Annotated in this window: 21 protein-coding genes and 1 pseudogene; 14 read left to right on the top strand and 8 right to left on the bottom strand. The window is 69.8% G+C overall.

The genetic code is table 11. The annotated features are described in order from the left end of the window. The first annotated feature begins 37 nt into the window (after positions 1-37). Positions 38-1,015, top strand: coding sequence for an aldo/keto reductase (locus ACFVAE_RS06150; protein ID WP_378889152.1), 978 nt, complete (start codon positions 38-40; stop codon positions 1,013-1,015). A gap of 61 nt (positions 1,016-1,076) precedes the next feature. Here the strand turns inward: ACFVAE_RS06150 and ACFVAE_RS06155 are convergent, their stop codons facing one another. Continuing rightward, complete coding sequence (locus ACFVAE_RS06155; RefSeq protein WP_378889154.1) at positions 1,077-1,787, bottom strand: alpha/beta fold hydrolase; 711 nt, start codon at positions 1,785-1,787, stop codon at positions 1,077-1,079. A gap of 89 nt (positions 1,788-1,876) precedes the next feature. Between ACFVAE_RS06155 and ACFVAE_RS06160 the strand changes: the two genes are divergently transcribed. Continuing rightward, complete coding sequence (locus tag ACFVAE_RS06160) at positions 1,877-2,848, top strand: methyltransferase dimerization domain-containing protein (RefSeq protein ID WP_378889156.1); 972 nt, start codon at positions 1,877-1,879, stop codon at positions 2,846-2,848. Between the two features lie 136 nt (positions 2,849-2,984). Here ACFVAE_RS06160 and ACFVAE_RS06165 read toward each other — a convergent pair whose 3' ends face one another. The 4 genes from ACFVAE_RS06165 to ACFVAE_RS06180 form a co-directional block, all read right to left on the bottom strand. After that, complete coding sequence (locus ACFVAE_RS06165; RefSeq protein ID WP_378889158.1) at positions 2,985-3,827, bottom strand: ATP-binding cassette domain-containing protein; 843 nt, start codon at positions 3,825-3,827, stop codon at positions 2,985-2,987. After that, on the bottom strand, positions 3,824-5,647 hold the full coding sequence (locus tag ACFVAE_RS06170) for a dipeptide/oligopeptide/nickel ABC transporter permease/ATP-binding protein (RefSeq protein ID WP_378889160.1): 1,824 nt from the start codon (positions 5,645-5,647) through the stop codon (positions 3,824-3,826). Before ACFVAE_RS06170 ends, ACFVAE_RS06165 begins: the two co-directional genes overlap by 4 nt. Further along, on the bottom strand, positions 5,644-6,585 hold the full coding sequence (locus ACFVAE_RS06175) for an ABC transporter permease (protein WP_378889162.1): 942 nt from the start codon (positions 6,583-6,585) through the stop codon (positions 5,644-5,646). Before ACFVAE_RS06175 ends, ACFVAE_RS06170 begins: the two co-directional genes overlap by 4 nt. Positions 6,586-6,652: 67 nt before the next feature. Further along, entirely contained in the window at positions 6,653-8,188 is a 1,536-nt protein-coding gene (locus tag ACFVAE_RS06180; RefSeq protein ID WP_378889165.1) for an ABC transporter substrate-binding protein, read from the bottom strand. Between the two features lie 232 nt (positions 8,189-8,420). Between ACFVAE_RS06180 and ACFVAE_RS06185 the strand changes: the two genes are divergently transcribed. From ACFVAE_RS06185 to ACFVAE_RS06225, 9 genes are all read left to right on the top strand, one after another. After that, entirely contained in the window at positions 8,421-10,424 is a 2,004-nt protein-coding gene (locus tag ACFVAE_RS06185) for a primary-amine oxidase (RefSeq protein ID WP_378889166.1), read from the top strand. Between the two features lie 60 nt (positions 10,425-10,484). Then, positions 10,485-11,441: a helix-turn-helix domain-containing protein gene (locus ACFVAE_RS06190; RefSeq protein WP_378889169.1), complete on the top strand. Its 957-nt coding sequence runs from the start codon at positions 10,485-10,487 to the stop codon at positions 11,439-11,441. Between the two features lie 229 nt (positions 11,442-11,670). Beyond that, positions 11,671-12,840, top strand: a complete 1,170-nt coding sequence (locus ACFVAE_RS06195; protein WP_378889172.1) for a zinc-binding dehydrogenase — start codon at positions 11,671-11,673, stop codon at positions 12,838-12,840. Next, the gene (locus tag ACFVAE_RS06200; protein ID WP_378889174.1) at positions 12,837-13,637 is read left to right on the top strand and encodes a MoaF C-terminal domain-containing protein; all 801 of its coding nucleotides are present in this window, start codon (positions 12,837-12,839) and stop codon (positions 13,635-13,637) included. The genes ACFVAE_RS06195 and ACFVAE_RS06200 overlap by 4 nt, the downstream gene beginning before the upstream one ends. An 11-nt stretch (positions 13,638-13,648) precedes the next feature. Then, positions 13,649-14,089 (top strand): nuclear transport factor 2 family protein, encoded by a 441-nt coding sequence (locus ACFVAE_RS06205; RefSeq protein WP_378889177.1) that lies wholly within the window; start codon positions 13,649-13,651, stop codon positions 14,087-14,089. Further along, positions 14,086-15,249, top strand: coding sequence for an ABC transporter substrate-binding protein (locus tag ACFVAE_RS06210; protein WP_378889180.1), 1,164 nt, complete (start codon positions 14,086-14,088; stop codon positions 15,247-15,249). Before ACFVAE_RS06205 ends, ACFVAE_RS06210 begins: the two co-directional genes overlap by 4 nt. 55 nt (positions 15,250-15,304) lie before the next feature. Beyond that, positions 15,305-16,165: a branched-chain amino acid ABC transporter permease gene (locus tag ACFVAE_RS06215; protein ID WP_378889182.1), complete on the top strand. Its 861-nt coding sequence runs from the start codon at positions 15,305-15,307 to the stop codon at positions 16,163-16,165. Further along, positions 16,152-17,918, top strand: a complete 1,767-nt coding sequence (locus ACFVAE_RS06220; RefSeq protein WP_378889185.1) for an ATP-binding cassette domain-containing protein — start codon at positions 16,152-16,154, stop codon at positions 17,916-17,918. Before ACFVAE_RS06215 ends, ACFVAE_RS06220 begins: the two co-directional genes overlap by 14 nt. After that, on the top strand, positions 17,918-18,619 hold the full coding sequence (locus tag ACFVAE_RS06225; RefSeq protein WP_378889187.1) for an ABC transporter ATP-binding protein: 702 nt from the start codon (positions 17,918-17,920) through the stop codon (positions 18,617-18,619). Before ACFVAE_RS06220 ends, ACFVAE_RS06225 begins: the two co-directional genes overlap by 1 nt. A gap of 27 nt (positions 18,620-18,646) precedes the next feature. Here ACFVAE_RS06225 and ACFVAE_RS06230 read toward each other — a convergent pair whose 3' ends face one another. Continuing rightward, on the bottom strand, positions 18,647-19,459 hold the full coding sequence (locus ACFVAE_RS06230; protein WP_378889190.1) for an SDR family NAD(P)-dependent oxidoreductase: 813 nt from the start codon (positions 19,457-19,459) through the stop codon (positions 18,647-18,649). Between the two features lie 28 nt (positions 19,460-19,487). Beyond that, complete coding sequence (locus ACFVAE_RS06235; RefSeq protein WP_378889193.1) at positions 19,488-20,261, bottom strand: SDR family oxidoreductase; 774 nt, start codon at positions 20,259-20,261, stop codon at positions 19,488-19,490. 206 nt (positions 20,262-20,467) lie between these two features. Between ACFVAE_RS06235 and ACFVAE_RS06240 the strand changes: the two genes are divergently transcribed. The 3 genes from ACFVAE_RS06240 to ACFVAE_RS06250 are packed head-to-tail and all read left to right on the top strand — an operon-like array spanning position 20,468 to position 24,415. Further along, positions 20,468-21,946 (top strand): APC family permease, encoded by a 1,479-nt coding sequence (locus ACFVAE_RS06240; protein WP_378889195.1) that lies wholly within the window; start codon positions 20,468-20,470, stop codon positions 21,944-21,946. Next, the gene (locus tag ACFVAE_RS06245; protein ID WP_378889199.1) at positions 21,943-22,770 is read left to right on the top strand and encodes a molybdenum cofactor biosynthesis F family protein; all 828 of its coding nucleotides are present in this window, start codon (positions 21,943-21,945) and stop codon (positions 22,768-22,770) included. Before ACFVAE_RS06240 ends, ACFVAE_RS06245 begins: the two co-directional genes overlap by 4 nt. Position 22,771: 1 nt before the next feature. Beyond that, entirely contained in the window at positions 22,772-24,415 is a 1,644-nt protein-coding gene (locus ACFVAE_RS06250) for an amidohydrolase (RefSeq protein ID WP_378889201.1), read from the top strand. Between the two features lie 111 nt (positions 24,416-24,526). On the opposite strand, the pseudogene ACFVAE_RS06255 reads toward ACFVAE_RS06250, so the two are convergent. After that, positions 24,527-26,054: pseudogene (locus ACFVAE_RS06255) on the bottom strand (GMC family oxidoreductase). Positions 26,055-26,057 lie beyond the last annotated feature (3 nt).

Consider the following 26,057-nt stretch of genomic DNA (forward strand, 5'->3'; position numbering starts at 1 on the left):
TTGGAGAAAAACCCGCCATCGCCGCCAGGAGGAGCACATGACCACCGCAGTCCCCACGAGGCGGCTCGGGCCGCACGGCCCCGAGGTGCCGACGTTCGCACTCGGCTCCTGGAACATCTGGGACCGCATCAGCCGCGACGAGGCGATCGCGCTCGTCCTGCGCGCGCAGCGGACCGGTGCAGCGTTCTTCGACGTCGGCAACTACAACATGGGTCCGCACGACGAGGGCGCGCGCACCGACATCCTGTTCGGCGAGATCGTGCGCGAGGCGGGCCTGCACCGCGAGGACTACCTGCTGTGCGGCAAGCTCTGGCTCTGGGACTACCCGAACACGTCGTTCGCGGGCTGGATGCGCGAGTCGCTGGATCGCATCGGCATCGAGCGGGCCGACTGCATCGTGGTCGGCGACCACATGGCTCCGGTCGACATCCGCCGGGTCGTGGCGGACATGCAGGCCGAGATCGACGCCGGTCGCTTCGCCTACTGGGGCATCAACAACTGGCCCTACGAGGAGGCCGTGCTCGCCCTGGACTTCGCCGAAGCCGAGGGCCTCACTCCCCCGTCGTTCGCGCAGCTGAAGTACGGGCTCGCGCGGCGCTCGATGGCCGAGGGTCCGTTCTACGGCGAGCTGTTCCGGCGGGGGCGGATGTCGCTGCAGGCCTCGGACATCTTCGAGGGCGGCATCCTGGTGGGCAAGACCAGCCCGCAGCGCAAGATCGGCGCGGACGTCGGCGGCATCAGAGACGCGATCATCGCCTCGTGGCCGCGTGCGCAGGCCATCGCCGCTGAGATCGAGGCGACTCCCGCGCAACTGAACATCGCCTACTGCCTGGCGAACCCGGCGACCGCGAACGTGCTGTTCGGGGCGAGCTCGGTGGCGCAGCTGGACGACGCGCTCGGCGCGTTCGACGTGCTCGAGCGCGTCGGCGCCGAGCGCCTGCGCGAGCTGTGCGCAGACCTCTGGGTCGACCGCGACGTCAACCCCGACGGCACCTGGGCTCCACCGGCATCCTGAGCTCCGGCGGTCGCGCGTGCCGGGTCGCGCGACCGCCGGTCTTCACCACCGGCAGATCACGTCAAGCGGCGACGAACGCGACGGCCTGATCGCGGAACTCCGGCGACGCGACCGCCGCGAAATGGTCGCCGGGAACCCGCACGAGCTGCGAGCCGGGCACTGCGTCCGCCAGGCGCTCCGCCCCCTGGGACATCTGGTCATCGACGCCGGCCAGGAACAGGGTCGGCACCGCGGGGACATCCTCGTGGAAGTCGAATGGCTCGGCGTGCAGCGCGTCGATGAGACCGACGACGGCCGCGGCATCCAATCCCGGCGTGCGCAGCATCTGCGCGAACATCCCGACCATCGGGTCGGACGGCGCGGCGCCGCCGACAGCCTTCTGCAGCGCATCGACGTCGAGGGCGCCGAAGGGATCCATCGGGCTGAGCGCGCCGAGCACGAGACGACGCACGCGGCCGGTGCCGGCGACGGCCCAGGCCAGCCGCGCACCCATCGAGTAGCCGATCACATCGCCCTGCTCCTGGCCGGACTCGGCGATGAGGTCACCGAGCGCCGCGCCCAGGTCGGAGGTGGTCGCGGCTCCGCGCGCGAGCGCCGGGCCGGCGCCGTGGCCGGGCAGGTCGACGACGATCGCGCCGCGGCCGACTGCGGCGAGCGCGGCGACGAAGCCGGTGCGCTCCCACTCCGCCGTGCCGTTCGACGCGAGCCCGTGGATCAGCAGCACCGGGTCGGGCCCGGGGTGGATGCGGGTGGTCAGAAGAGGAGTTGTCATTCACCCATCATGGCTCGTTCTGATATTATTTTCTACACTTGTAGAGTGAATAGACACACCGTCGTGACATACCACTGGAGGACCCCGCAATGACCGCCGATCCCACTCGAATCCTCGACGTCGCCACCGGCTACATGGCGTCGAAGCAACTCTTCAACGCCGCCCGCATCGGGGTGTTCCGCGCCATCGCCGACGGTGCCGCCACCCCTGCCGAGGTGGCCGCCGCGACCGAGCATCCGGAGCGTCAGGTGCGCATCCTGCTGGACGCCTCCGCGTCCACCGGCCTGCTCACCCGCTCAGACGGCCGGTATGCCCTCGCTGAGGATGCCGCCGAGTACCTGACCGGCGGTCCGCACGACCTGAGCGCCTTCCTGAACTTCCTCGAGCTGGGCAGCTTCGAGGCCTTCGGCCACTACCGCCACACGGTCGACGCCGATGAGGGCGGCACCCTCGACTTCGACGAGGACGGCTGGGCCATGTTCATGGCGGGCGTCATGCAGTACAACGGCCTGCACGCCCGCGGCTTCGGCGAGGTGTTCGAGACCTCGGGGGCGACCCGCGTGCTCGACTTCGGCGGCTTCACCGCCGGGTGGTCGATCGCCCTCGCCCAGCACAACCCCGAGCTCACCTCGCGCATGGTGTACCCCGCCGAGTCCGGCCCGATGCTCACCCCCGAGATCGAAGCTGCCGGGCTCTCCGACCGCATCGTTGTCGAGGCCGGCGACACCGTCACCGCCGTGCCCGGCGGCGACCACGACCTGGTGCTCGCCATCCACGTCATCCACCGCTTCACCGACGAGCAGAACCGTCAGATCCTGAAGAACCTGCGCGCCTCGGCACGCACCGGCGCGAGGCTCGCGGTGTTCGACTACTTCCTCGACTCACTCGACCAGCAGCGCGCCCTCGACGCCCGGCACGCCGCGGAGTACTTCAACTTCGACGGCACCGTGGTCTGGCCGGAGGAGACCGTCGTGTCCTGGCTGAACGAGGCTGGGTGGGCGTTCAGCCACTACGTCGACGTGCCGGGCAGCCCGCGCACGCTCGTCGCCGAAGCCGTCTGACGGTCGCTCCCAGAGCAGAAGGAGGCCGCCTGCGGGATTCCCGCAGTCGGCCTCCCGCATGCGGCATCCGGATCCGTGCCGGGTACGCAACAGCCCCGTCCGCCGGGTACGGCGGACGGGGCTGAATGCTGCCGGACTACACCGGCTGCCGCTCCCGCAGCGCCAGCCAGGCGGACCGGCGCTCGGCCTGCCGCACCGGGTCGGCCACCGGGGATGCCGCGAGGAGGCGTCGGCTGTACGCATGCTGCGGGTCGACGGTCATCTGATCGCCGTCGCCGGTCTCGACGATCTCGCCCCGGTACATCACGGCCACGCGATGGCATACCCGTCGCACCACGCTGAGGTCGTGCGACACGAAGAGGTATGAGACTCCCGTGTCGCGCTGCAGCTCGATGAACAGGTCGAGGATCGACGCCTGCGTGGTCAGATCCAGTGCGCTGACCGGCTCGTCGCAGATGATCAGCTTCGGCCTGCGGACGAGCGCCCGCGCGATCGCGATGCGCTGCCGCTGTCCCCCGGAGAACTCGCTGGGGTAGCGGTCGAGTACTTGTCTGGGCAGCTGCACGCGATCGAGCATCTCCGCGACGGTCGCCCGCGCCTCGGACTTCGCCAGGCCGGCGGTCGAGAGCGGCTCGGCGAGGATGTCGCCGACGGTCATCAGCGGATCGAGGGAGCCGTACGGGTCCTGGAAGACGACCTGGATGTCTGCGGCCAGTGCCCGCCGCTCGCGCCCCTTCGCGTGGGTGATGTCGCGGCCGTCGAACATGATGCGTCCCCCGGCGACCGGCACGAGTCCGAGGATCGCCTTGCCGAGCGTCGACTTGCCCGAGCCAGACTCCCCCACCAGCCCGGCGCACTCGCCGTGTCCGATCGAGAGAGACACCTCGTGCAGCACCCGGTTGGGTCTGCGTCTCGTGCCGTAGTCGACGACGACTCCAGATGCCTCGAGCAGCGGCGTGGCTGTCGTTTCGGCGCTCATGCGCGGATCCCTTCCTTTTCCGTCTCGGATGACGCGTCCGACGCGTCGAGCTCGGCACGACTCGCGGCGCCGTCGAGCGACGCGGCGATGAGCTCGCGCGTGTAGTCGCTCTCCGGGCTGGAGAAGATGCCGGACACGTCGCCGATCTCCTCGATCGATCCGCCTCGCATGACCACGACCCGATCGCAGATGTCGGCGACGACGCCGAAGTTGTGCGTCACGATGACGAGGGCCATGCGGTACTCCTGCTGCAGCTCGCGCAGCAGCTCCAGGACCTCGGCCTGCACGGTCACGTCGAGGGCGGTCGTCGGCTCGTCGGCGACGAGCACCCGCGGATGCCCCGCGATCGCGCCCGCGATCAGCACGCGCTGCGCCATTCCGCCCGACAGTTCGTGCGGGTAGGAGCGCATGACGCGGGTCGGGTCGACGATGCCGACGCGATCGAGCATCTCGAGGGCGCGTGCCTTCGCGTCCGCCGAGCTCAGCCCGTGCACGCTCTTCAGCGGCTCGCAGAGCTGGTGCCCGATCGTGAACGACGGATCGAGATTCGTCATCGGCTCCTGCGGCACGTATCCGATCGAGCGTCCCAGCAGCTTCGCACGGGCGGCGCGCGGCAGCCTGGTCACGTCCTTGCCGCCGATCCAGATCGCGTCAGCGGTCGCGTACCCCGCCTTCGGCAGCAGGTCGAGCATCGAGAACACGGTCTGCGACTTGCCGGATCCCGACTCGCCCACGATTCCGAGCACCTCGCCCGGAGCGACGTCGAGTGTGATCCCGTGCACGACCTCGACCGCGCCCTTCGCCGTCTCGTAGTTCACCCGCAGGTTCTCGAGCCGCACGGCGGAGTCCGCGGCACGGTGCGACACCGAACCGGTCGTCGTCGAGAGCTCGTCGGCGGGCCTGCCTGCCGCGGCCTTCGCGGCGATGCGGCGACGCTGACGGCTGGTCAGCATCGGGGTCTTCACGCTCATGACGTCGGCGAGCGTCGAGCCGAGGACCGCCAGCGCGGCGACGGAGATGCCGAGGGCGAGCGACGGCCAGAGCAGCAGCAGCGGGTCGGTCCGCATGACGCGGAAGCCCTCGTTCATCGCAGCGCCCCACCCCGGGGTCGTACCGCCGCCGATGCCGAGGAACTGCAGTCCCGCCTGCATGCCCATCGCCATGCCGGCGGTGAGCGCCGACTGGATGACGATCGGTGCGATGACCGGGCGGATGACGTGGCGGCTCATGATGCGCGTGTTCGACAGTCCGGAGACCCTGGCCGCGTCGACGTACGTCTCGTTGCGGACCGCGAGCACGGTCGAGCGCGTGAGACGGAAGTAGCCGGGGGCCATGAAGACACCGATCGTGACCATGAGGATGTCGAAGTTGTTGCCCGTGTTCGCGCCGACGATCAGCAGGATGATCATGCCGGGCACGGACTGGATCGCGTCGGAGAGCCAGGTCGCGATGCGATCGAACGTGCCGCCGAAGTAACCGGCCGCCAGGCCGGACGGGACGCCGATGACGATCGAGGCGACGATCGCGACGACCGCGCCCCAGATCGTGATGCGGGCGCCGTAGATGAGCCGGCTCAGCACGTCGCGGCCGGTGGTGTCCCCGCCGAGCAGATGCTCGGGGCTGGGCGGGGCGCGGGTGATCGAGAGATCCACGAAGTTCGGGTCGTAGGGAGCCAGCAGCGGCGCGAACACCGCCACGAGCACGAGCAGCAGCAGGATCGCGAGCGAGATCGAACCGGCGGGGCGCTTGAGCAGCCGGATGAAGGCCGACTCTCGACGGTGCTCGCGCGAATCGATGTTCTCGGTGAGAGGGGCAGTCATTTCACACGCACCTTCGGGTTGATCCAGCCGAGCAGCACGTCGAGCAGGAGGTTGATGACGACGACGAAGATCACCGTGATGACCGTGATGCCGAGCAGCATCGGGATGTCGCCGTTCTGCGACGAGGCCTGGGTGAGCGGCCCGATGCCGGGCAGGGCGAAGATCTGCTCGACGATGATCGCGCCGGACAGCAGCCCGACGAACATGAGCGCCAGGATGGTCAGCGAGGGCGGCGCGGAGTTGCGCAGCAGGTGCACGACCAGTCGCGGCTGCGAGAGCCCGCGGCTGCGGAGCGTGCGCATGTAGTCCTGCCCGTCGGCCTGGATGATGGCGTTGCGCAGCTGCTCGGCGATCATGACCACGGCGCCGAGGGCGAGCGAGATCGCCGGCAGGGTGATCGAGAGGAGCCATCCGCTGACCGACTTGCCCGGCTGCACGTACCCGACGGCGGGGAACCAGTGCAGCTGCACGGCGAAGGTCATGACCAGCACCAGTGCCACCCAGAAGCCCGGCAGGGCGAAGAGGATGACCGAGGCGGCCTTGACCAGCCGATCGATCCAGGTGTTGGGGCGGAGCCCGGCGAGGACGCCGAGGATGCCGCCGAGGACGGCCGAGAGCAGGATCGAGAAGGTGACGACCGACAGGGTCACCGGCAGCTTGACGGCGATCTGCGCGCCGACGGGCTGGAAGTTCTTCCACGAGGTGCCGAGGTCCCCGTGCAGGAGCCCGCCCAGCCAGTCGAAGTACTGCACCATGACGGGCTGGTCGGAGCCGATCTTCGCGGCGAGCGCGGCCTGGGCATCCGGCGTCGCTGCGCTGCCCAGCAGGCCCAGCGTGGGATCGGGTATTGCAGCATGGGCGAGGAAGAAGGTCGCCGTCGCCACCACGAACAGCAGGATCACGCCTGAGGCGAGCCGCTTGAGCGTGAAGATGAGCATCGTTACTCCTGTATCGGGTCGAAGTGCGGCGACGGGGCGGGGTCGTCGCCGACCGCGCCCCGTCACGTCAGCCCGCGAGGGCGATCTGTCGCAGAGTCGGGAACATCATGCCGGTGACGGGGGTCACCGTGAAGTCCGACGTGGAGATGTAGGTGTTGGTCGACTGGCTCCACACCGAGAAGAAGGCCTGCTCGGTGACCATCTCGTTCAGCTTCTCGATCTCGGCGTCCTGCTCCTTGCCGGGAGCGGCCTTGGCGACGACATCCGCCTGCGCCTGGATCTCGGGGAAGGCCTCGATGCCCGGGGTGGGGTTGTACCACTGGGGCTGCGTGATCTGACGCTCGACGGTCGCCATCGGGTTGGAGTCCATCGCGATCACACCGACGAACATCGGGTACTCGGGGGCGACCGCCATGTACTGCATGAAGTCGGTCTCCTTCCAGGTGAGCTTGATCTTCAGCTCCTTGAAGGTCTGTTCGATGATCGCCTGCCAGGGCTGGAACGGCGGCGCCATGGGCATCGTCACGGCGAAGCCGTCGGCATAGCCGGCATCCGCGAGCAGCTTCTTCGCCTTATCGAGGTCGTACGAGTACATATCGTTGATCGACTTCACGTAGCCGGTGGTCCCGACGGGGAACACCTGGTTCGTCGCCTCGCCGATGCCCTGGCCGATCGTCTTGACCATCTCGGGCCCGTTGAACGCGTAGTTCAGCGCCTGGCGCACACGCAGGTCACCGAGCGGCTTGCCCATCTCGGTCTTGCCGACGCGGTCGCTGAACTGCAGCCCGGCCCACATGGACAGGCCGCTGGCGACGTTCCATCCCTGGTCCGGCGCCATGTCCATGCCCGCCTTGTCACCGTAGATGAGGTTGAACTGGCCGCTCTGCATGCCGTTGAGCATGGCCGTGCCGTCACTGAGCGGCGAGACTGTCAGCGGGTCGAACGGGAAGCTCTTGCTGTCCCAGTGGTCCTTGACCTTCGTGAACTGGTAGACGGCCCCCTTCACCGAGTCGTCGCTGAGCGTGTACGGCCCGGAGCCGACCGGCTCCTTGGCGAGGGTCCCCGCGTCGATCGCCTTGGGCGCCATCATGTAGCTGCGGCCGAGGGCCATGAAGTACAGGATCGTGTCGTCGCGCTGCGTGAGATGGATCTCGATGGTGTCCTCGTCGACCGCCGTGAAACTCTCCACCTTCTTGTAGGCCTCTTGCGACCGCACCCCCTTCTTGAGGTACTCGAGGCTCTTGACCGCGGCATCCGCGTCGAACGCCTCACCGTCGGAGAACTTCGCGTCGGTGCGGAGGTCCATCGTGATGGTGAGGAAATCGTCGGAGGTCTTCCAGTCGGTCGCGAGTGCCGGCTGCGGTTCACCCTTGCCGTCGATCGCGAGCAGCGGGTCGTAGACGGCCGACAGATACGGTCCGTCGAACCCGATGTCGGCGAGCGACGGGTCCCAGCTGGTCACATCAAGGAAGTTGCCGATGTTCAGCGGCTTCGCCGCCGCGCCACCGGCGTCGTCGGGAGGGGTCTCGGACCCCGATGAGCACGCTGTGAGTGCGAGCGCCGAAACTGCGATCAGGGCGACCGCGGACAGTGCCTTCTTCATTTCTTCTTCTCTCGGGTTGCCGGTGCAGAGGGGCTCCGGTGGTGCTCGTCGAGGCCTCGAGAACGGGTCACTCCGGTGTGCCGTGCGGTTAGTCTACACACGTTGACAAGAAAGGCAATGCCCCGTTTCGACACCTCGTCTCCGCATCCTGCGGTGACCCGCATCACCCGTGCACTACGGGTCAAGCACCCCCTGTGCGCCGAGCGCACAATGGGACGATAGGAGGACATCCATGTCGCACACCCCTGCCCCGCGTCTGCTCCCGCTGATCGGCGGTTCCACCGCGGAGCCCCGGCATCCGCTCGACCCGCTCACCGGCGCCGAGATCGACCGGGCCCGCGAGATCCTGGTCGAGGCGGGATTGCTCGGCGACAGCGTGCGCGTGCCGATGCTGCTGCCGGACGAGCCCACCAAGGCGGAGCTCGCCGCCTGGCAGCCCGGCGTCGCCATCGATCGACGCGTGGACGCGACGCTGATGGACACCTCCACCGGACAGGTGATCGAGGCGATCGTGTCGATCACCCGCGGGGCGGTCGTCTCGCACCGCGAGCACGATCCGGCCACCGCCCCGTACGGCCAGCCGCAGTATCTGTTCGAGGAGTACGACCGCGCAGCCGAGATCGTGAAGAGCTCGCCGGAGTGGCGCGCCGCGATGGTGCGGCGCGGGCTCGAGGACCGCATCGACCTGGCGTTCTGCTCCCCGCTTGCCCCCGGATTCGTCGGCCGCGAGAACGAGGTCGGCCGCCGCGTCATCCGCTCACTGACGTTCCTGCGAGACAGCGAGGACGACATTCCCTGGGCGCACCCGGTCGAGGGACTGATCGTGCACATAGACCTGATCACGAACGAGGTGCTCGGCGTCGAGGACGAGGGCGACGTGCCCGTACCGAGCGGCAGCGGCAGGTACACACCGGATGCCGTGGGGCTGGCTCGCGACTCTCTCAAGCCGATCGAGATCGTGCAGCCCGAGGGTCCGAGCTTCCACGTCGACGGCTCGCACGTGCAATGGGAGAACTGGTCGCTGCGGATCGGCTTCAACGCCCGCGAGGGTCTGGTCCTGAACGACGTGCGCTTCGACGATCGCCCGGTGCTCGCGCGCGCGAGCGTGCCCGAGATGGTGGTCCCCTATGGCGACACCAGCCCGACGCGATTCTGGATCAGCTACTTCGACGCCGGCGAGTACCTGCTCGGCAAGAACGCCAACGCGCTCGAACTGGGCTGCGACTGCCTGGGCGTGATCAGGTACTTCGACGCCCACGTCGCCGACGACCGCGGCCACGCGGTGCGCGTGCCGAACGTCGTCTGCATGCACGAGGAGGACTACGGCATCCTCTGGAAGCACACCGAGCCGGGACCGGTGGGCGCGCAGGTGCGCCGCTCGCGCCGCCTGGTCGTGTCGTACTTCGCCACCGTCGGCAACTACGACTACGGGTTCTACTGGTACTTCTACCTCGACGGCTCGATCCAGATGGAGGCCAAGGCCACCGGCATCGTGTTCGTCGGTGCCGGTGAGCCCGGCTCCAAGAGCGCGCACGCGAACGAGATCGCCCCTGGGGTGTTCGCTCCCGTGCACCAGCACCTCTTCTGCGCACGGCTGGATGTCGCGATCGACGGCGAGGACAACCGTCTGGTCGAGGTCGACGCGGTGCGCATCCCGATGGGCGAGCAGAACCCGTTCGGCAATGCGTTCACCTGGTCGCAGACCACGCTCGCGTCCGAGCAGCAGGCTCAGCGCGAGGCCGACACTTCTGTGGCGAGGACCTGGGAGATCCAGTCGGCTTCGCGCACCAACATCACCGGCGCGCCGACCGCGTACCACCTGTACCCGCAGCCGACCGCTCTGCTGATGGCCGACCCTGCCTCGTCCGTGGCCGCCCGCGCCGCGTTCGCGACGAAGCACCTGTGGGCCACGGCGTACGAGCCCGGTCAGCTCTGGCCCGGAGGGCGCTACCCGAATGCGCATCAGGGCGGAGCGGGCCTGCCCGAGTACTCGGCCGGCGATCGCCCGATCGACGGCGAGGATCTGGTGCTCTGGCACACGTTCGGCCTGACCCACATCCCTCGCACAGAGGATTGGCCGATCATGCCGGTCGACTATGCGGGATTCTGGTTCAAGCCTTACGGCTTCCTCGACGTGAACCCGGCGATGGATGTGCCGGAGTCGTCGCAGGCGCACGCCGTCGCCGGCGGGGACGGATGCTGCGGAGGCGGCGACGCCTGCGCATGCGCGCACTGACCCCTGGCCCCCACCGGGCAGATCGTATATGATGCCCGAAAGCTCTCTTGCGAGGTGATGATGCCCGTATCGCCGACCCTGCGACCCGAACGCCTGGCGACGACAGTGTCCCGCGGACTCAGCGAGTTCCGCACCGCGGTGAACGACTCGTTCGTGCCGCTGCAGGTCTCCGCCGGCCAGCCCGACGTCTTCCGTGGCGTGATGCGCGGGGCCGGGGTCGACGAGGTGCACCTCACTGATCTGCGCGCCACCGCACACACCGTCGAGCGCACGCCCGAGCTGATCGCCCGCGGCGACCGCGACTTCTTCAAGGTGAGCCTGATGCTCTCGGGCACCGGACTGCTCATCCAGGACGGTCGCGAAGCTGTGCTCGCCCCGGGCGACCTCGCCGTGTACGACACCTCGCGGCCGTACTCACTGGTGTTCGACGAGGACTTCCGGTCGATGATCGTGATGTTCCCCAGGCACCTGATCGCGCTGCCCACCGACCTCGTCGGCGAGCTCACCGCGGTGCGGATCTCCGGCAGCGACGGCCTCGGACTCGTCGTGGTGCCCTACCTGTCGCAGCTGGCGGTCAACCTCGATCAGATCGCGGGCACGACTGGCGCGAGGCTCGCGCACAGCGCCCTCGACCTGGTCACCACGGTGTTCAGCCGCGAGCTCGGGCTGGATGAGAACGGGGCCGACCCGCATCGCGCACTGATGCAGCGCATCCGCGCGCACATCGATCGCAACCTGGCGTCTGCCGACCTCTCCCCCGCGTCGATCGCCGCCGCGCACTTCATCTCGACCAGGCACCTGCACGGGCTGTTCCAGGAGCAGGGCACAACCGTCTCCACCTGGATCCGCACCCGCCGGCTCGAGCAGTGCCGCCGCGACCTGCTCGACCCGCTGTACGCCGACCGGCCCGTCGCGGCGATCGCCGCGCGCTGGGGCTTCGTCGACGCGGCGCACTTCAGTCGCGCGTTCAAGGCCGCCTACGAGGCGTCGCCCAGCGAGTACCGCGCCGCCCGCTGACCGCGCCGCAGGCCGTCAGCGGGCGGCGATCGCGACTCCTCGAACAGCGCCCGCCCGGGCGCTGTTCGACCGTGCCCGCTGCCACCCGAGCCGCCTCTTGCCACCCAGGGCACGGGCGTTGACTGCCCGCGCCCGATCCCCTCGGCGCCGTTGAGCGGGCGCTGCGACCGCGGCGAGCATGGCGTGAGCGCCGCACCGCAGCGGCGCTGCGCCGAAGGAGGCCAGCCGCGTGAGTGCCGTCGCCCGCACCAGCCGTCAGGTGGTGTTCCTCACCGTGGACGAGCTGAGGATCGAGAGCATCCCGGTTCCCGAGCCCGGCCCGGACGACGTACTGGTGCGCGTCGCCATGGTCGGAATCTGCGCGACGGATCTGCACCTGCTCGCCGGTCACATCGGCGACCCCTTCCCGCTCGTCCCCGGCCACGAGTTCGTCGGTGAGGTCGCCGCCCTCGGCGAGCGCGCCGCGCAGACGCGAGGGCTCGCCGCCGGGGATCGCGTCGCCGTGGAGATGCTGCTGCCGTGCCGCTCCTGCCCGCGCTGCCGGGAGGGACGGTACAACCTCTGCGAGCGCGACGACATGGCCAGCGGACTGCCGCGCGGCCGCCAGTACGGCGTGAACATCCCGCGCACCGAGGCACCCGGTCTCTGGGGCGGCTACGCGGAGTACCTGCATGCACCAGCGGAGGCGATCATCCACCGTCTGCCCGAGGGCATCGCGTGGGAGCGTGCCGTCCTGGTGGAGCCGCTCGCTGTCGCACATCGTGCGATCGCCCGCGGTCGCGTGACCGTCGGCGACAGGGTCGTCGTGATCGGCCCCGGTCCGGTGGGCATCCTCATCGCCGCGGCCGCCCGCGCCGCCGGCGCCGGGCAGGTCGTCATGGTCGGCACCCGCGCGGAGCGCCTCGCGCTGGCCACGGAGTTCGGAGCGGATGCCACGGTAGACGCCCGTCGCAGCGAGGATGTCGCCGCCGATGTGCGCGCCGCCTTCGACGGAGCATCCGCGGATGTCGTGATCGAGGCCGCCGGAATCGCTGCGGCTCAGCAGGACGCCGTGCGCCTGGTGCGCCGCGGAGGACGCGTCGTGCTCGCGGGCGCCTGCGGTGCCGCGGTGCCGATCACCCTGCAGGCCGACGAGGACCTGCTCACCCGCGAGCCCGACATCCTGCCGAGCTTCCTGTCGGCCGGCGGATTCGAGCCGGCGATCGCCCTGCTCGCGCGTCCCGAGATGCCCTTCGAACGCCTCGTCACCCACCGCTTCGCGCTCGACGAGGTCGCGGAGGCCTTCGACGTGATCCGCCGCAGGGACGGCGGCGTGCTCAAGGCCGTGCTCGAGCCCGGCCGCACCGCCTCCCCCGACCACGCATCCCCCGAGAACGACGAGAACAAGGAGAACCGATGACCGAGCAGATCACGGACCCCGCACAGGACGAATGGCGCACCTACGACGATTTCGCCGCCGGCATCGACACCTATCGGCTGCCGAACATCTCGCTGGCCGGGCTCCGCATCGCCCTGGCCCTCGAGGACGGCGGCACACTCAGCCTGGCCTTCGACGAGGATGCCGTCAGCTGGTCGGCATCCGGCGCCGTCGACGAGACCGGCGCGACCGATCCCTACGACGCCGTGGCCGTGCGCGAGGAAGTGGTCTTCGTGCACCTGCCGTTGACCAGCCGCGAGCGCGAGGCGATCACCGTCGTGTACTCCGCCTCGACGCACCGCGCGCTGGTGACGGTCTCGCACATCGACGAGGTCGAGACCGAGGGCGTGCCCCGGGTCTCGCAGCGCTTCTTCGCCGCGACCACCGACGGCGGCACACCCAGCGGCGAGGCTCCCGCTCCCAGTCGCGACCTGATCGGCAAGCGCAACATCTACCGGTACAGCCCCCAGCACCTCTACGAGCACGTCTACGTCTCCAGTCAGCGGTACGCCTGGCAGTGCCTGGAGGGCGTGCAACGCGGGCATGGCGACATGGACCTGTCCACGGTGTGGAAGTTCGCCGACGGTCTGTATCTGTTCTGCTTCCGTGAGTTCCGCATCGCGGTGGCCAGCGTCTGGCTGCACGACCTGGGCTACCAGCTGATGACGACCGGAGTGTTCCTCGGTCTCAACGGCGAAGGCGCCGCCGAGCACTCGCGCGGCGGCGGACACATCTACCCACTGGGAAGCGTGTCGTACCCCGACGCGCAGCCGGTATGAGAGGAACAGGAATGAGCAGCGCAGACATCATCCGCGCCCACTACGCGGCATCCGACCGGGGCGACCTGGACGGCATGCTCGCGCCCTTCGCCGACGACATCCGCTGGACAGAGGCCGCCGGCTTCCCGTATGCGGGAACCTACGTCGGCCCGGAGGCCGTCGCCGCCGGCGTCTTCGGCCGCATCCAGGAGGAGTGGGACGACTACACGGTCGCCATCGATGAGGTGGTCGACGGCGGCGACGTCGTCGTCGGCATCGGCACCTACTCCGGCACGTACAAGCAGACCGGACGGTTCTTCGCCGCCCGCGTCGCCCACGTCTGGCGGCTCCGGGACGGGAAGGTGCACGCGTTCGAGCAGTTCTGCGACACCGAGCTCGTGAACCGCGCCCTGGACGACAGTTCCCGCGTCGCGACGGAGAGCGACGCATCACGAGAGGCAGGGAAGCGATGAAGAAGAAGCTGTTCGCCGCCGCCGCGCTGGTCGTCACTGGCGTGCTCGCACTGGGCGGCTGCGCAGGAGGCGGAGGGGACGCCGGTGGCGACATCGTCGTCGGCTCCGTGAACACCAAGAGTGGGCCGGCGACGTTCCCCGAGGCATCCCAGGCGGCGGCCGCCGTCTTCGACGCGTTCAACGAGGCCGGTGGCCTGGACGGACGCAAGATCGACTACAAGTCGCTCGACGACAAAGGCGACCCGGCGAGCGCCACCGCCGCCGCGCGGGAACTGGTCGGCAGCGACGAGGCGGTCGCGCTGGTCGGCTCCGCGAGCCTGATCGAGTGCGAGCTGAACGCGAAGTACTACGAGCAGGAGGGCATCCTCTCGATCCCCGGCATCGGCGTCGACACCGGCTGCTTCGACAGCAAGAACATCTCGCCCGCGAACGTCGGCCCGTTCAACGACATGACGCTCACGCTGCTCTACGGCTCCGAGGTGCTGAAACTCAAGGACATCTGCGTGCTGCTCGAGATCGCCGGCTCCACCCGGCCCACCTACCAGGCGGCCATCGACAAGTGGACCGAGATCAGCGGGCAGAAGCCGAAGTACGTCGACGACACCGTGCCCTACGGCGCCAGCGACTACACGCCCTACATCGTCAAGGCCCGCGCAGCGGGCTGCAAGGCCCTGGCCATCAACCCGGTTGAGCCCGACGCGATCGGGCAGGTCAAGGCGGCGAACGCGCAGGGCTGGGACGACGTGACCTGGCTGTACCTGACCAGCGTCTACAGCGAGAACTTCGCCAAGGCGGTCGACGACGCAGGTGCCGGCATCTACGTCCCTGCTGAGTTCTACCCGTTCACCGAGGAGAACGACATCAACAAGGAGTGGCGCGACCTGATGACGAAGAACGACATCCCGCTTACGGCGTTCAGCCAGGGCGGCTTCCTCGCCGCGAAGCACTTCATCGCCGTCCTGAAGGAGATGAAGGGCGACATCACCCGCGAGACCGTGACCAAGGCGCTGCGCGACATGAAGCCAATCGAGAACCCGATGATCGGCACGCCGTACAGCTTCGGAGTGGACAACACCGCGGGTTGGCCGATCGAGCTGAAGAGCGGCACGCACGCGTGGGAGAAGATCGCGGACGACTGGTTCCGCATCCCCGAGAACTGACCCATCGCCGGTGGCCCGCCGCATCACGGCGGGCCACCGCACAGGAAGGAACCCCATGATCCAAGGCGCCCTCGCCGGGCTCGCCGCCGGCGGCGTGTACGCCGCCCTCGGCGTCTGCCTGACCCTGATGTCCCGGCTGGTGCGGGTGGTCAACTTCGCACAGGCCGCGACCGGCATGTTCGGCGCGTTCTGCGCGGTGTGGCTGGTCACCACGGCCGGCCTGCCGATCTGGCTCGCCTCGGTCCTCGGCATCCTGATCGGCGGCGTCCTGGCGGCCGTCATCGGCTGGGTCGCGGCCACCTGGCTGAGCGAGGCGAACGTGACCACGCGCTCGGCGATGACCGTCGGCCCGCTGCTGCTGCTCATCTCGTTGTCGTTCATCCTGTTCGGCAACAAGCCCCAGCCGTTCGCACCGATCATCGCCGGCCCGGCGTTCCGCGTCGGCGGGGTCGTGATCAGTCAGGTCACGCTCGCCACCGTCGGCGTGGCCGTGGTGGTCGCGCTCGGCGTGCACCTGTTGCTGGTGCGCACCCGGATCGGCACGCAGCTGCGCGCGCTCTCCGAGCGCCCGACCACGGCGGAGCTGCTCGGCATCCGCTCCCGTCCGCTGTCGATCGCGGTGTGGTTCGTCACCGGCCTGATCAGCGCGCTGGTGATCATCATCATCGCCCCTTCGCAGTCCTCGGACGCCACCGGCTTGTCGATGCTGATCGTGCCGGCAGCCGCCGCGGCGCTGCTGGGCGGCTTCCGCCGGCTGGACCTCGCGGTGGTCGGCGGACTCGTGCTCGGGATGCTGGGCGGACTGGTCGCCCAGATCGACGAGGTGTCGGTCATCCGCAACTTCTTCCCTTTCCTGTTCATCGTCGTCCTGCTGCTCTGGTCGCAGCGCAAGGAGGTGTGGGATGCGGCTCGCTGAGCGTCCCTGGGCCCGGATCACCGTCCCGCTCGCGATCGCCGTCATCGGCGTCGCGATCGGCTACTCGCTCAGCGTCGGGCTGAGCGGCTACTTCGTCTACCTCGCGGTCACCGCCGTCACCGCGGCCATCGCCATCCTCGGGCTCGGGATCGTCACCGGCTCGGCCGGGATGATCGCACTGTGCCAGCTGACCTTCGCCGCGATCGGCGCATGGGTGGTCGCCGGGCTGAACGTCATCCACGCACCCGGCGGGTTCATCGTGTGGCTGCTGATCGCCGCCGCCGTCGCAGGGCTCGCGGGCGTGCTGATCGGTCTGCCCGCGCTGCGACTGCGCGGGGTGAACCTCGCCGTCGTCACCCTCGGCTTCGCCGCTGCCGCCGACGTGACGCTGGTGCAGATCCAGTTCCCCGGCTCCGCCGACGGGATCGCCGTGGAGCGCCCCGCAGCGTTCGCGAACGACCGCTCCTACTTCTTCTTCAGCGTGCTGGTGCTCGCCGTCTGCGCGGTGGTGGTGTTCTTCCTGCAGCGCGGCCGGGTCGGCTCGGGCTGGAAGGCGGTTGCGTTCAGCGAGCGCGGCACTGCGGCGGTCGGGCAGAGCGTGCAGGCGGCGAAGCTCAGCGCGTTCGCCGTCTCTGCGGCGCTCGGCGGCGTGTCCGGCGCGCTGATCGCCGCCCAGGTGGGGCTGCCGCTGGCTTCGAGCTTCACACCGATCCAATCGCTCGCGCTGTACATCCTGGCGATCATGAGCGGCGCCCACCTCATCGACATGGCCATCTTCGGCGGCATCCTCTGGGTGGCCGTGCCCGAGCTGCTCAAGCGCTGGGGCGTCGACCAGAACTGGGGATTCGTGATCTTCGGCGTGCTGGGCGTGCAGGCGCTCACCACCGGCACCAATCTCGGCCAGGGCATCCGCAATCTCTGGTGGCGGCGCCTCGACCGGCGACCCGCCCCCGAGACCCCGACGCTGGATGCCGCGACGCCGCCCGCATCCGATCCGGTGACCACCGACACCGTGGCGACTCTCGACCCGGCAGAGGCCACCGGCGAGCCGGTGCTGACCGTGCAGGGCCTGACCGTGCAGTTCGGTGCGCTGAAGGCGCTCGACGACGTGTCCTTCACGGTGCCGGCCGGCACCGTGATGGGACTGATCGGGCCGAACGGCGCCGGCAAGTCGACCTTCGTCGACGCGATCAGCGGCTTCCTGCCCCAGCACACCGGACGGGTGCTGCTGAACGGCACCGACCTGGCCGGGCTCAGTCCGACGGCGAGGGCCCGGCTCGGCCTGCGCCGCACGTTCCAGCAGGACCGGGTGCCGCCGGCGCTGACGGTCGACGCCTACGTGCGATTCGTCGCCCGGCGCCGCCTCTCGGCCGAAGACGTCGCCGATGTGCTCGCCTTCTTCGGATGCCCGCCCGCGCGCACCCGGCTCGCGAGCGTCGATGTGGGCACCCGGCGTCTGATCGAGGTCGCCGCGAACGTGCTGGCCGGCCCACGGCTGCTGATCCTTGACGAGCCTGCCGCCGGGCTGTCGCACGAGGAGCATCTCGCGCTCGCCCAGCGGCTGCGCGACGCTCCGGCGCGGTTCGGGCTGTCGCTGATCATCATCGAGCACGACCTCGACCTGGTGCGCTCGGTGTGCCCGAGGCTGACCGTGCTCGACTTCGGCCGGGTGCTGGCATCCGGCCCGCAGGACGAGGTCCTCGCGGACCCCGCCGTGACCAAGGCCTACATGGGCGAGACGGAGATGCTGTGATGAGCGAATCGCTGGTGCTCGAGAACATGACCGTGAGTCGTGGCGCAGGTCCTGTGATCTCCGATGTCAGCCTGCGGGTGACGCCGGGTGAGGTCACCGCGCTCGTCGGGCCGAACGGCGCGGGCAAGACCAGCCTGATCGAATCGATATCGGGAGTCATCACACACTCCTCGGGCCACATCCTCATCGGCGACGAGCAGATCGACCGGCTCTCGCGGGTGGCCAGGGCACGGCGCGGCATCGTGCACATCGAGCAGGGTCGAGCCGTGTTCGGCTCACTCACCGTGCGCGAGAACCTGTCGTTGACCGCCCGAACCGAGGCCGAGGCCTGTGCCGTGCTGGAGCACTTCCCCGAGCTCGAGAAGCGCTGGGATGCCCCGACGGCGCTGCTCTCCGGCGGTGAGCAGCAGATGGTGGTGCTGGCCCGCGCCTTCGCGGCGAAGCCGCGCTTCCTGCTGATCGACGAGATGAGCCTCGGCCTCGCCCCGGTGGTCTTCACGCGGTTGCTGCCGATCGTCACCGCGCTGGCGGATGCCGGTGCCGGCGTGCTCCTGGTCGAGCAGTTCACGAACCTCGCACTCGGCCGGGCGCGTGATGCGCTGGTGGTCGCAGGCGGCCGGGTCACCTATCAGGGCGAAGCGGCCGCATTGCGCGAGGAGCCGCGCCTGCTGCACGAGGCGTACCTCGGTCGCGCCGCCTGAGGCGGCGCGACCGGCGGCATCCGCCCGCTACATACCTGCGTGCTCGAACGCGAGAGTCGGCACATCGACGATGTGCGCCCCGCCGTCGGCGACCAGCACCGCGCCGGTCATGTAGGAGGACTCCCCGGAGCCGAGGAAGCGCACGATCGAGGCGATCTCGGCGGGGCGGGCGGGCCGCCCGAGCGGCACGTCCGCGGTGACGGCGAGGTAGGCGTCGGCGCGACTGTCCAGGCCCGCCTGCGCGGCGAACTCGTCCATCTCCTCATCGGCCATCGGCGTCTGCACCCAGCCCGGGCACACCGCGTTCACGCGAACGCCGGAACGGCCGTAGTCGCGCGCCAGCGTGCGGGTCAGGCCGATCAGCGCATGCTTGCCGACCGTGTACCCCGCCACCGAGGGACCGGCGAAAAGCCCGGCCAGCGACGACACGATCACGATCTGCCCCTTTGTCTCGATGAGGGCGGGCAGCGACTCCCTCGCCATGGTGAACGCCGTGGTGAGGTTGGCGCGCAGCGCCGCCGCCCACGCCGCGTCGTCGGTGTCGCCGACGGTCGCGAAGCCGTGGCCGCCCGCGTTCGCGACCAGCACGTCGAGCCGACCGAAGCGGTTCAGCACCTGGGAGACCACGTCGCGCGCGGCTGCCCCGTCGGCGGCGTCGGCGGCGATGGCGGTCGCCCCGACCGCGGCGGAGATCTCCTCGAGCGGACCGATGCGGCGCCCGACGACCACGACGTGCGCGCCCTCGGCCGCGTACCGTTCGGCGATCGCCGCACCGATTCCGGTGCCTCCGCCGGTGATCAGTACGACCCGTCCTGCGGCGCCTGCTCCTGTGAATCCCATTCTCTGTCCTTTCAGGCGGGAGTGTCTGTCAAGCCGGGAAACCCGATCGGGCGGTGTACCCGAAGTCCGAGACCAGGGCGGTGCCGTTGACCGGTCGAGAGACGGGAGAGGCGAGGAACACCAGCTGCGCGGCGACCTCCTCGGCGCTCTGCACCGGATACCCGGAGCCGGTGAACCCGTCCGGATCGTCCTCGCGGATGCCGAGGTCGCCGCGGCTCATCGGGGTGTCGACGATCGAGGGGCACACCGCGGTCACCCGGATGCCGTCACCGGAAAGCTCCACCGACGCGGCCCTGACCAGTTGCAGCAGTGCGGCCTTCGATGCGCAATAAGGCGCCATGCCCGGCGCCGCGACGAGCGCGGAGTCGCTCGCGACGAAGACGGCGGAGGCCGCATCCGATGCCCGCAAGGCAGGGATCGCCGCCCGCAGCACCAGGAACGCGCCGCGCACGTTCACGGCGAACACGGCGTCCCAGTCCGATGCCGGGGTGTCGGCGAGCGGCGTGCCGACGGGGCCGGAGATCCCGGCGCAGCCGATCACGGCGTCCAGGCCGCGATGGCGGCTCGTCGCCGCCGAGACGGCGGCGGAGACCTGGGCCTCATCCGTCAGGTCGGCAGGATGCGCGGAGGCCCGGATGCCGGTGGCGGAGAGCTCTGCGGCGAGCGCGTCCAGCGCCGCGGCATCCCTGTCCAGCAGTGCGACGTGCGCTCCCTCGGCGGCGAAGGCGCGCGCGGCGGCGCGTCCGATTCCGCCGGCGGCGCCGGTGATGAGCGCCGTGCGTCCGGCGATTCCGACGTCCATGGCGACCTCCGCTCCGCGATCCCGGCGGCTCGTTCCGCGCCGGGTGTCGCACCGATCATGCATCCGGCCGCGCTCGCGCGGGGACTGCCCTGCGCTGGTGCAACAGAGCGGCACGCTGTGCGACAAGGCGGCAGCGGCGCCCCCCGCGCAGAATCGAAGGACGGGACCTTTCCCGATGTCCCTCCGCACCAGGCAAAGGAGCCGACGTGTCAGAATCCGCTTCCCCGACCACACTGCGCAGCAATGCGCTCGGTGTCGCCGGGATCGTCTTCCTCGTGCTGGCCGCGGTCGCCCCGCTGACCGGCATCGTCGTGGTCGCCTCGCTGGTGATCGCGTTCGGCAACGGCGGCGGCGCCCCGGCGTCGTTCTTCATCGTCGCCGTGATCCTGCTGCTGTTCGCTGTCGGCTATGCGCAGATGTCGAAGCAGTTCGCCAACGCCGGCGGGTTCTACGCGTTCGTCGTGAAGGGCCTCGGCCGCACCGGCGGGCTCGTCGCCGGCCTGATCGCCACGCTCGGCTACAACCTGTTCGTCGTCGGAACGATCGGCACGAGCGGCTTCTTCATGCAGATCATCATCGCCGAGCTGACCGGCTTCGACATGCACTGGTACCTGTGGGGCCTGCTGTCGATCGCCGTGTGCTTCGTCATGGCCCGGACCGGCATCGACTTCAGCTCGAAGGTGCTCGGCGTCTCGCTCGTGCTCGAGGTCGCGATCCTCGTGGTCTTCGATGTCTCGGTGCTGCTGCAGACCGGATTCGACGTCGCCGCGTTCAGCCCGGCTGCAGTGTTCTCGGGCTCGCTGCCGATCGGACTGCTGCTAGCCGCGACCGGATTCCTCGGGTTCGAGGCCACCGCGCTGTTCAGCGAGGAGGCGAAGAGCCCGCTGAAGACGATCCCCCGGGCCACCTATACGGCGATCATCGCGATCGGGGTGATCCTCGGCGTCTCGACCTGGGCGGTGGTCAGCGCCACCGGCGTCGCGCAGGCGCAGCAGGCGTCCCTGGACCATCTCGAGGCGGGCGACCTGCTGTTCTCGCTGATCGCGAAGTACCTCGGCGAGCCGATGTCGGTCATCGCGACGATCCTGCTGCTGGTGAGCCTGTTCGCCGCGATGCTCGCCTTCCACAACTCCGCGACGCGGTACCTGTACTCGCTGGGCCGTGCCCGCGTGCTGCCGCACGCGCTGTCGCGCACCCGTGCGAACGGCGCCCCGGCCGTCGCCGGCCTGGTGCAGGCGCTGTTCGCCGCGATCGTCGCCGGATGCTTCGCCCTGGCGGGCCTGGATCCGATGCTCGTCGTCGTGCCCGCCATGCTCGGCATCGGGACGCTGTCGGTGATCGTGCTGCAGACCCTCGCCGCGCTGTCGATCGTGGTCTGGTTCCGCCGACAGCGCGACGCGCACTGGTGGAGCACGTTCATCGCACCGGGTCTCGGCTTCCTCGGGCTGCTGTCGATCGCGCTGCTCGCGATCGCGAACTTCAACGTGGTGGCCGGCACCGAGAACCCGGTGATCCTCACGCTCCCGTGGCTGCTGGCGCTCGCGGTCGTCGGCGGTGTCGCGTACGGCGCCTATCTGAAGCGCAGGAAGCCGGCCGTCTACGACGTGCTGGCGACCGACCTGGAGAAGTTCAACGTCCACACCGCGGCCATCCGCACCGAGACCCCGTCGAAAGAGAGATCATGACCGACAACCTGTCCGACACCTCCACCTGGCTGCCGCTGGACGGCCTCGCCCCCGGTTTCGACGCGAGCAAGGCCGAGTCCTCCCCCGACCTCGAAGGGCGCACGTTCACCGTCGTAGACGACCGTGGCACCCGCATCGTGCACACGTTCGGCCCTGGCACCGTGTCGTGGGAGTACCAGCCCGGCGAGGGAGACCCGACGGAGCCGGCGAAGCAGACGGATGCCTGTGAGGTCGTGCGCGTGGACGAGGACCTCTACTACGCGCAGTTCCATCACGACTACCTGCCGAACGAGGCCGTGTCGCTGTTCCTCGACCTGCGCAGCGGCTACGCACTGGCCGTCATCAGCATCATCGGCGAGAAGACCAGCGAGCACGTCGCCGTGCAGCAGGTGTTCGCGCCTTCGCGCATCGAGGAGCTCGAACAGCACGGTGAGCGGCCCGCTCCGACCACTGAACTGATCGGCCGCCGCGTGCAGTGGGTGTACTCCAGCGAGCATGCCTATGAGCACGTCTACCTCTCGCCGCACTGGTACACCTGGCAGTGCCTGGCCGGCCCAGAGCGCGGCCTCGCCGACACCGACGAGCAGAGCACCTGGCGGCTGCGCCCCGGCATCTGCGTGTTCGCCTGGCGCGAGAAGGTCATCCCGTGCGCGTCGGTCACCGTCGCCGACCACCGCAACCAGAAGGCCCTGCGCTCGCACGGCGTACTGTTCGGCACCGATGAGGCCGGCACCGGGCAGACGCACTTCACCTTCGGCGCGCACGGCCGACTGCTCTCGAACACGGTGCACCCCGTCGAGTACGACCCCGCGGGGAACCGCTGACGTGGCGGCCGACCTGATCCTGACCGGAGCCGTGGTGCGTACGGCCGATCGCGCGCGACCCACGGCGGAGGCGATCGCCTTCGAGGGCGGCCGCGTGCTGGCCGTCGGCACAGCCGACGATGTGCTCGCGCACCGCGACGAGCACACCGAGGTGCGCGAGCTCGCAGGAGCCGCGGTGTACCCCGGATTCGTCGACGTGCACACCCATCACGCCCTCGCCGGTCGCACCGACCTGTTCGAGCTCGCACTGCCGATCGGCCTGTCCCTCGACGGCATCCTGGACCGCGTGCGCGCGCACGCGGCCGACTTGCCGGCCGATGCCTGGATCTCGGGCGGCCCGTTCGCGAGCACCATGCTCGAGGAACTGAGCAGCTCGGCCGTGCGGGCACGCCTCGACGAGGCCTCCGGAGGTCGTCCGACCGTGCTCGTGGAGGACAGCCGGCACAACCGCTGGGCGAACTCCCGAGCGCTGGAACTCGCCGGCATCAGCGCCGAGACGCTGCCCGAGGGCGGCGTGACCGTGCTGGACCGCACCGACCGCACTCCCACCGGCGTGCTGCTGGAGGCGGCCGGCATCCCCGTTGAGGAGGCCCTCGCGCGCAGCGGCGGGCTCACTGCCGAGCAGCACCGGCTGGCGTCGCAACGCGGCGTCGAACTGCTGAACGGCTATGGCGTGACCGCGTTCCAGGACGCCGCGGTGTCGCAGGACATCCTCGCGGCGCTGCAGTCGCTCGACGACGCGGGCGAGCTCAACTCGTGGGTGGTGTCGAGTCTGACGATCAACGACGAGATCTTCGGCTTCGACCCCGTGGGCGAACCGCTGGTGGAGCTCGGCGAGCGGTACCGCTCGCCGCACCACCGCCCCGACTTCGTGAAGATCTTCCTCGACGGTGTGCCGCCGGCGCGCACCGCGTCGTTCCTCGACCCCTATGTCGCCGACGACGCACACGGCGCGCACTTCCACGGCACGACGACGATGGATGCCGCGGAGCTGGAGCGCTGGCTGCGATCGGTCGCCGCCAGGGGGCTCGGCGCGAAGGTGCACTGCACCGGCGACGGCTCGGCGCATCTGCTGCTCGACGTCGTCGAGAGGCTCCGCACCGACGGGGTCGACGCGCCCGTGCAGATCGCGCACGGCCAGTTCCTCGCCGGCGCCGACATCGACCGGATGTCGCGGCTCGGCGTCGCTGCGGACATCTCACCGTTCATCTGGTTCCCCGGTGTGATCCCCACCGCGCTGGCCGAGGTGCTCGGCCACGACCGCGTGGATCACCTGCAGCCGAATCGCACGCTGCTCGATGCCGGGGCGCTGGTCGCCGGCGGCTCGGACTGGCCGGTCAGCGAATCGCCGAACCCGTTCGAGGGAATACAGGGGCTGGTGACCCGCGCCGATCCGCTCGGGCGCGCGCCGGGCGTGCTCGCCCCCGAACAGGCGATCAGTGCGACCGAGGCGCTTGAGGCGTTCACGATCAACGCGGCCCGCGCGATGGGACTCGGCGAGATCACCGGATCGCTGGAGCCGGGAAAGTCGGCCGACTTCGTGATCGTCGACCGCGACTTCGTAGCAGGACCCGCCGAGGAGATCATCGGCACGCGTGTTCTGGAGACGTGGTTCGCCGGCCGGCGGGTGTTCGCGGCGGCGTGATCCACGCCGGACCGCGCCCTGTCTGCGGGCGCGGCCCGGCCGTGCTTGACGCGTTGCCGGCGCTCACCTATTGATGCGCCCAGAGCATCAGTAGGTGAGTGCGTGAGCCGGTCAGGACCCGGAAAGATCCTCCAGCAGCATCCGTGCCCCCTTCTCCCCGATCAGGACGGAGGGGGCGTTGGTGTTCCCGGTCGTGATGCGCGGCATGATCGACGCGTCGATCACCCGCAGCCCCTCGACGCCGCGCACGCGCAGCCGCGGGTCGACCACGGCCGTGTCGTCGACTCCCATCCGGCAGGTGCCCACCTGGTGGTGATAGGTCACGACGTGGTCACGCACGTACGCCTCGAGCTCATCGTCGTCGACATCCTCCGGGGTACACCTCGGTCGCGCCCCACTCGTCCGCCAGCGCGGGCTGCCGCCCGATCGAACGGCACTGCCGCACGGAGGCGACGAGAGAGCGCACGTCCTCCGCGTCGGCGAGCACCTGCGGATCGATGAGGAGGGGGTCGTCGAGCGTCGGCCCCGACAGCCGCAGCGTGCCACGACTGCGCGGCGTGACGATGCCCGCCATCAGCGAGAACCCGTCATCGCCGACCGGTTCGAGCGTCTCGCCGTACATCGGCACCGAGAAGTGGATCGGCTGTGTGTCCGGCGCCTCGAGACCGGGACGCGAGCGCCAGAACAGGTGCGACTGAGTGACCGAGACGCCCGGCGTCGGCGGCCCTACCGGCTTCGCCGTGGTGTGGAAGATCACCGGCACGAGGAAGTGGTCGTGCAGGTTCCGCCCGACGCCGGGGGCGTCGTGCACGAGCGGGATGCCGAGGTCGGCGAGCTCGTCCGAGGGCCCGATGCCCGATCGCAGCAGCACCGCGGGCGAGCCCAGCGCACCCGCCGCGAGCACGACCACATCCGCGCGCACCTCGTGATCCGCGCCGTCCTGCCGGTAGCGCACACCGACGGCTCGACCGTCCGCGACGATCACCGAGTGCACATCGCTGCCGGTGCGGATGTCGAGCCGGTCGCGCACCGGCCGCAGATACTCCGTCCACGTGTTCGCGCGGCGCCCGCCGGCATCCGACATGCGCATCGTGACCTGCTCCTGCGAGACGCCGTCGAGGTGGTCGCCGTTGTAGTCGGCGTTGTGCTCCAGTCCCTCCTCGACTGCGGCGGCGATGATCGAGCGCTGGATCGGCACGAGCGGATAGTCGTCGGTGACGGGCAGTGGTCCGCCCGTTCCGCGCAGTTCGGATGCCCCGCCGGAGAAGTCCTCGATCGCACGGTAGACGGCGAGAACGTCGGCCCACGACCAGCCGTCGTTGCCGAGGGCCGCCCAGTGGTCGAAGTCCGCGGGCGCGCAGCGCACCCAGATCATGGCGTTCAGGGCGTGCGAGCCGCCGAGCACCTTGCCACGCGGCAAGTGCAGCCGCCGGCCGGCTGCGTGCTCCTGCGGCACGGTGCGCAGGTCCCAATCGTTCGCGCCGTGCCACAGTTCGCCCGCGCGGGACGGATCGTGGATGGCGGGATCGACGTCCTCACCGCCCGCCTCGAGCATGATCACCCCTACTCCGGCGTCGACGAGGCGGCGGGCGACGACCGCGCCCGCCGAGCCTGCACCGACGACGACCGCGGTCGTCATGAT

The sequence above is a fragment of the Microbacterium sp. NPDC057659 genome (genome assembly GCF_042799915.1).
Taxonomy (GTDB): domain Bacteria; phylum Actinomycetota; class Actinomycetes; order Actinomycetales; family Microbacteriaceae; genus Microbacterium.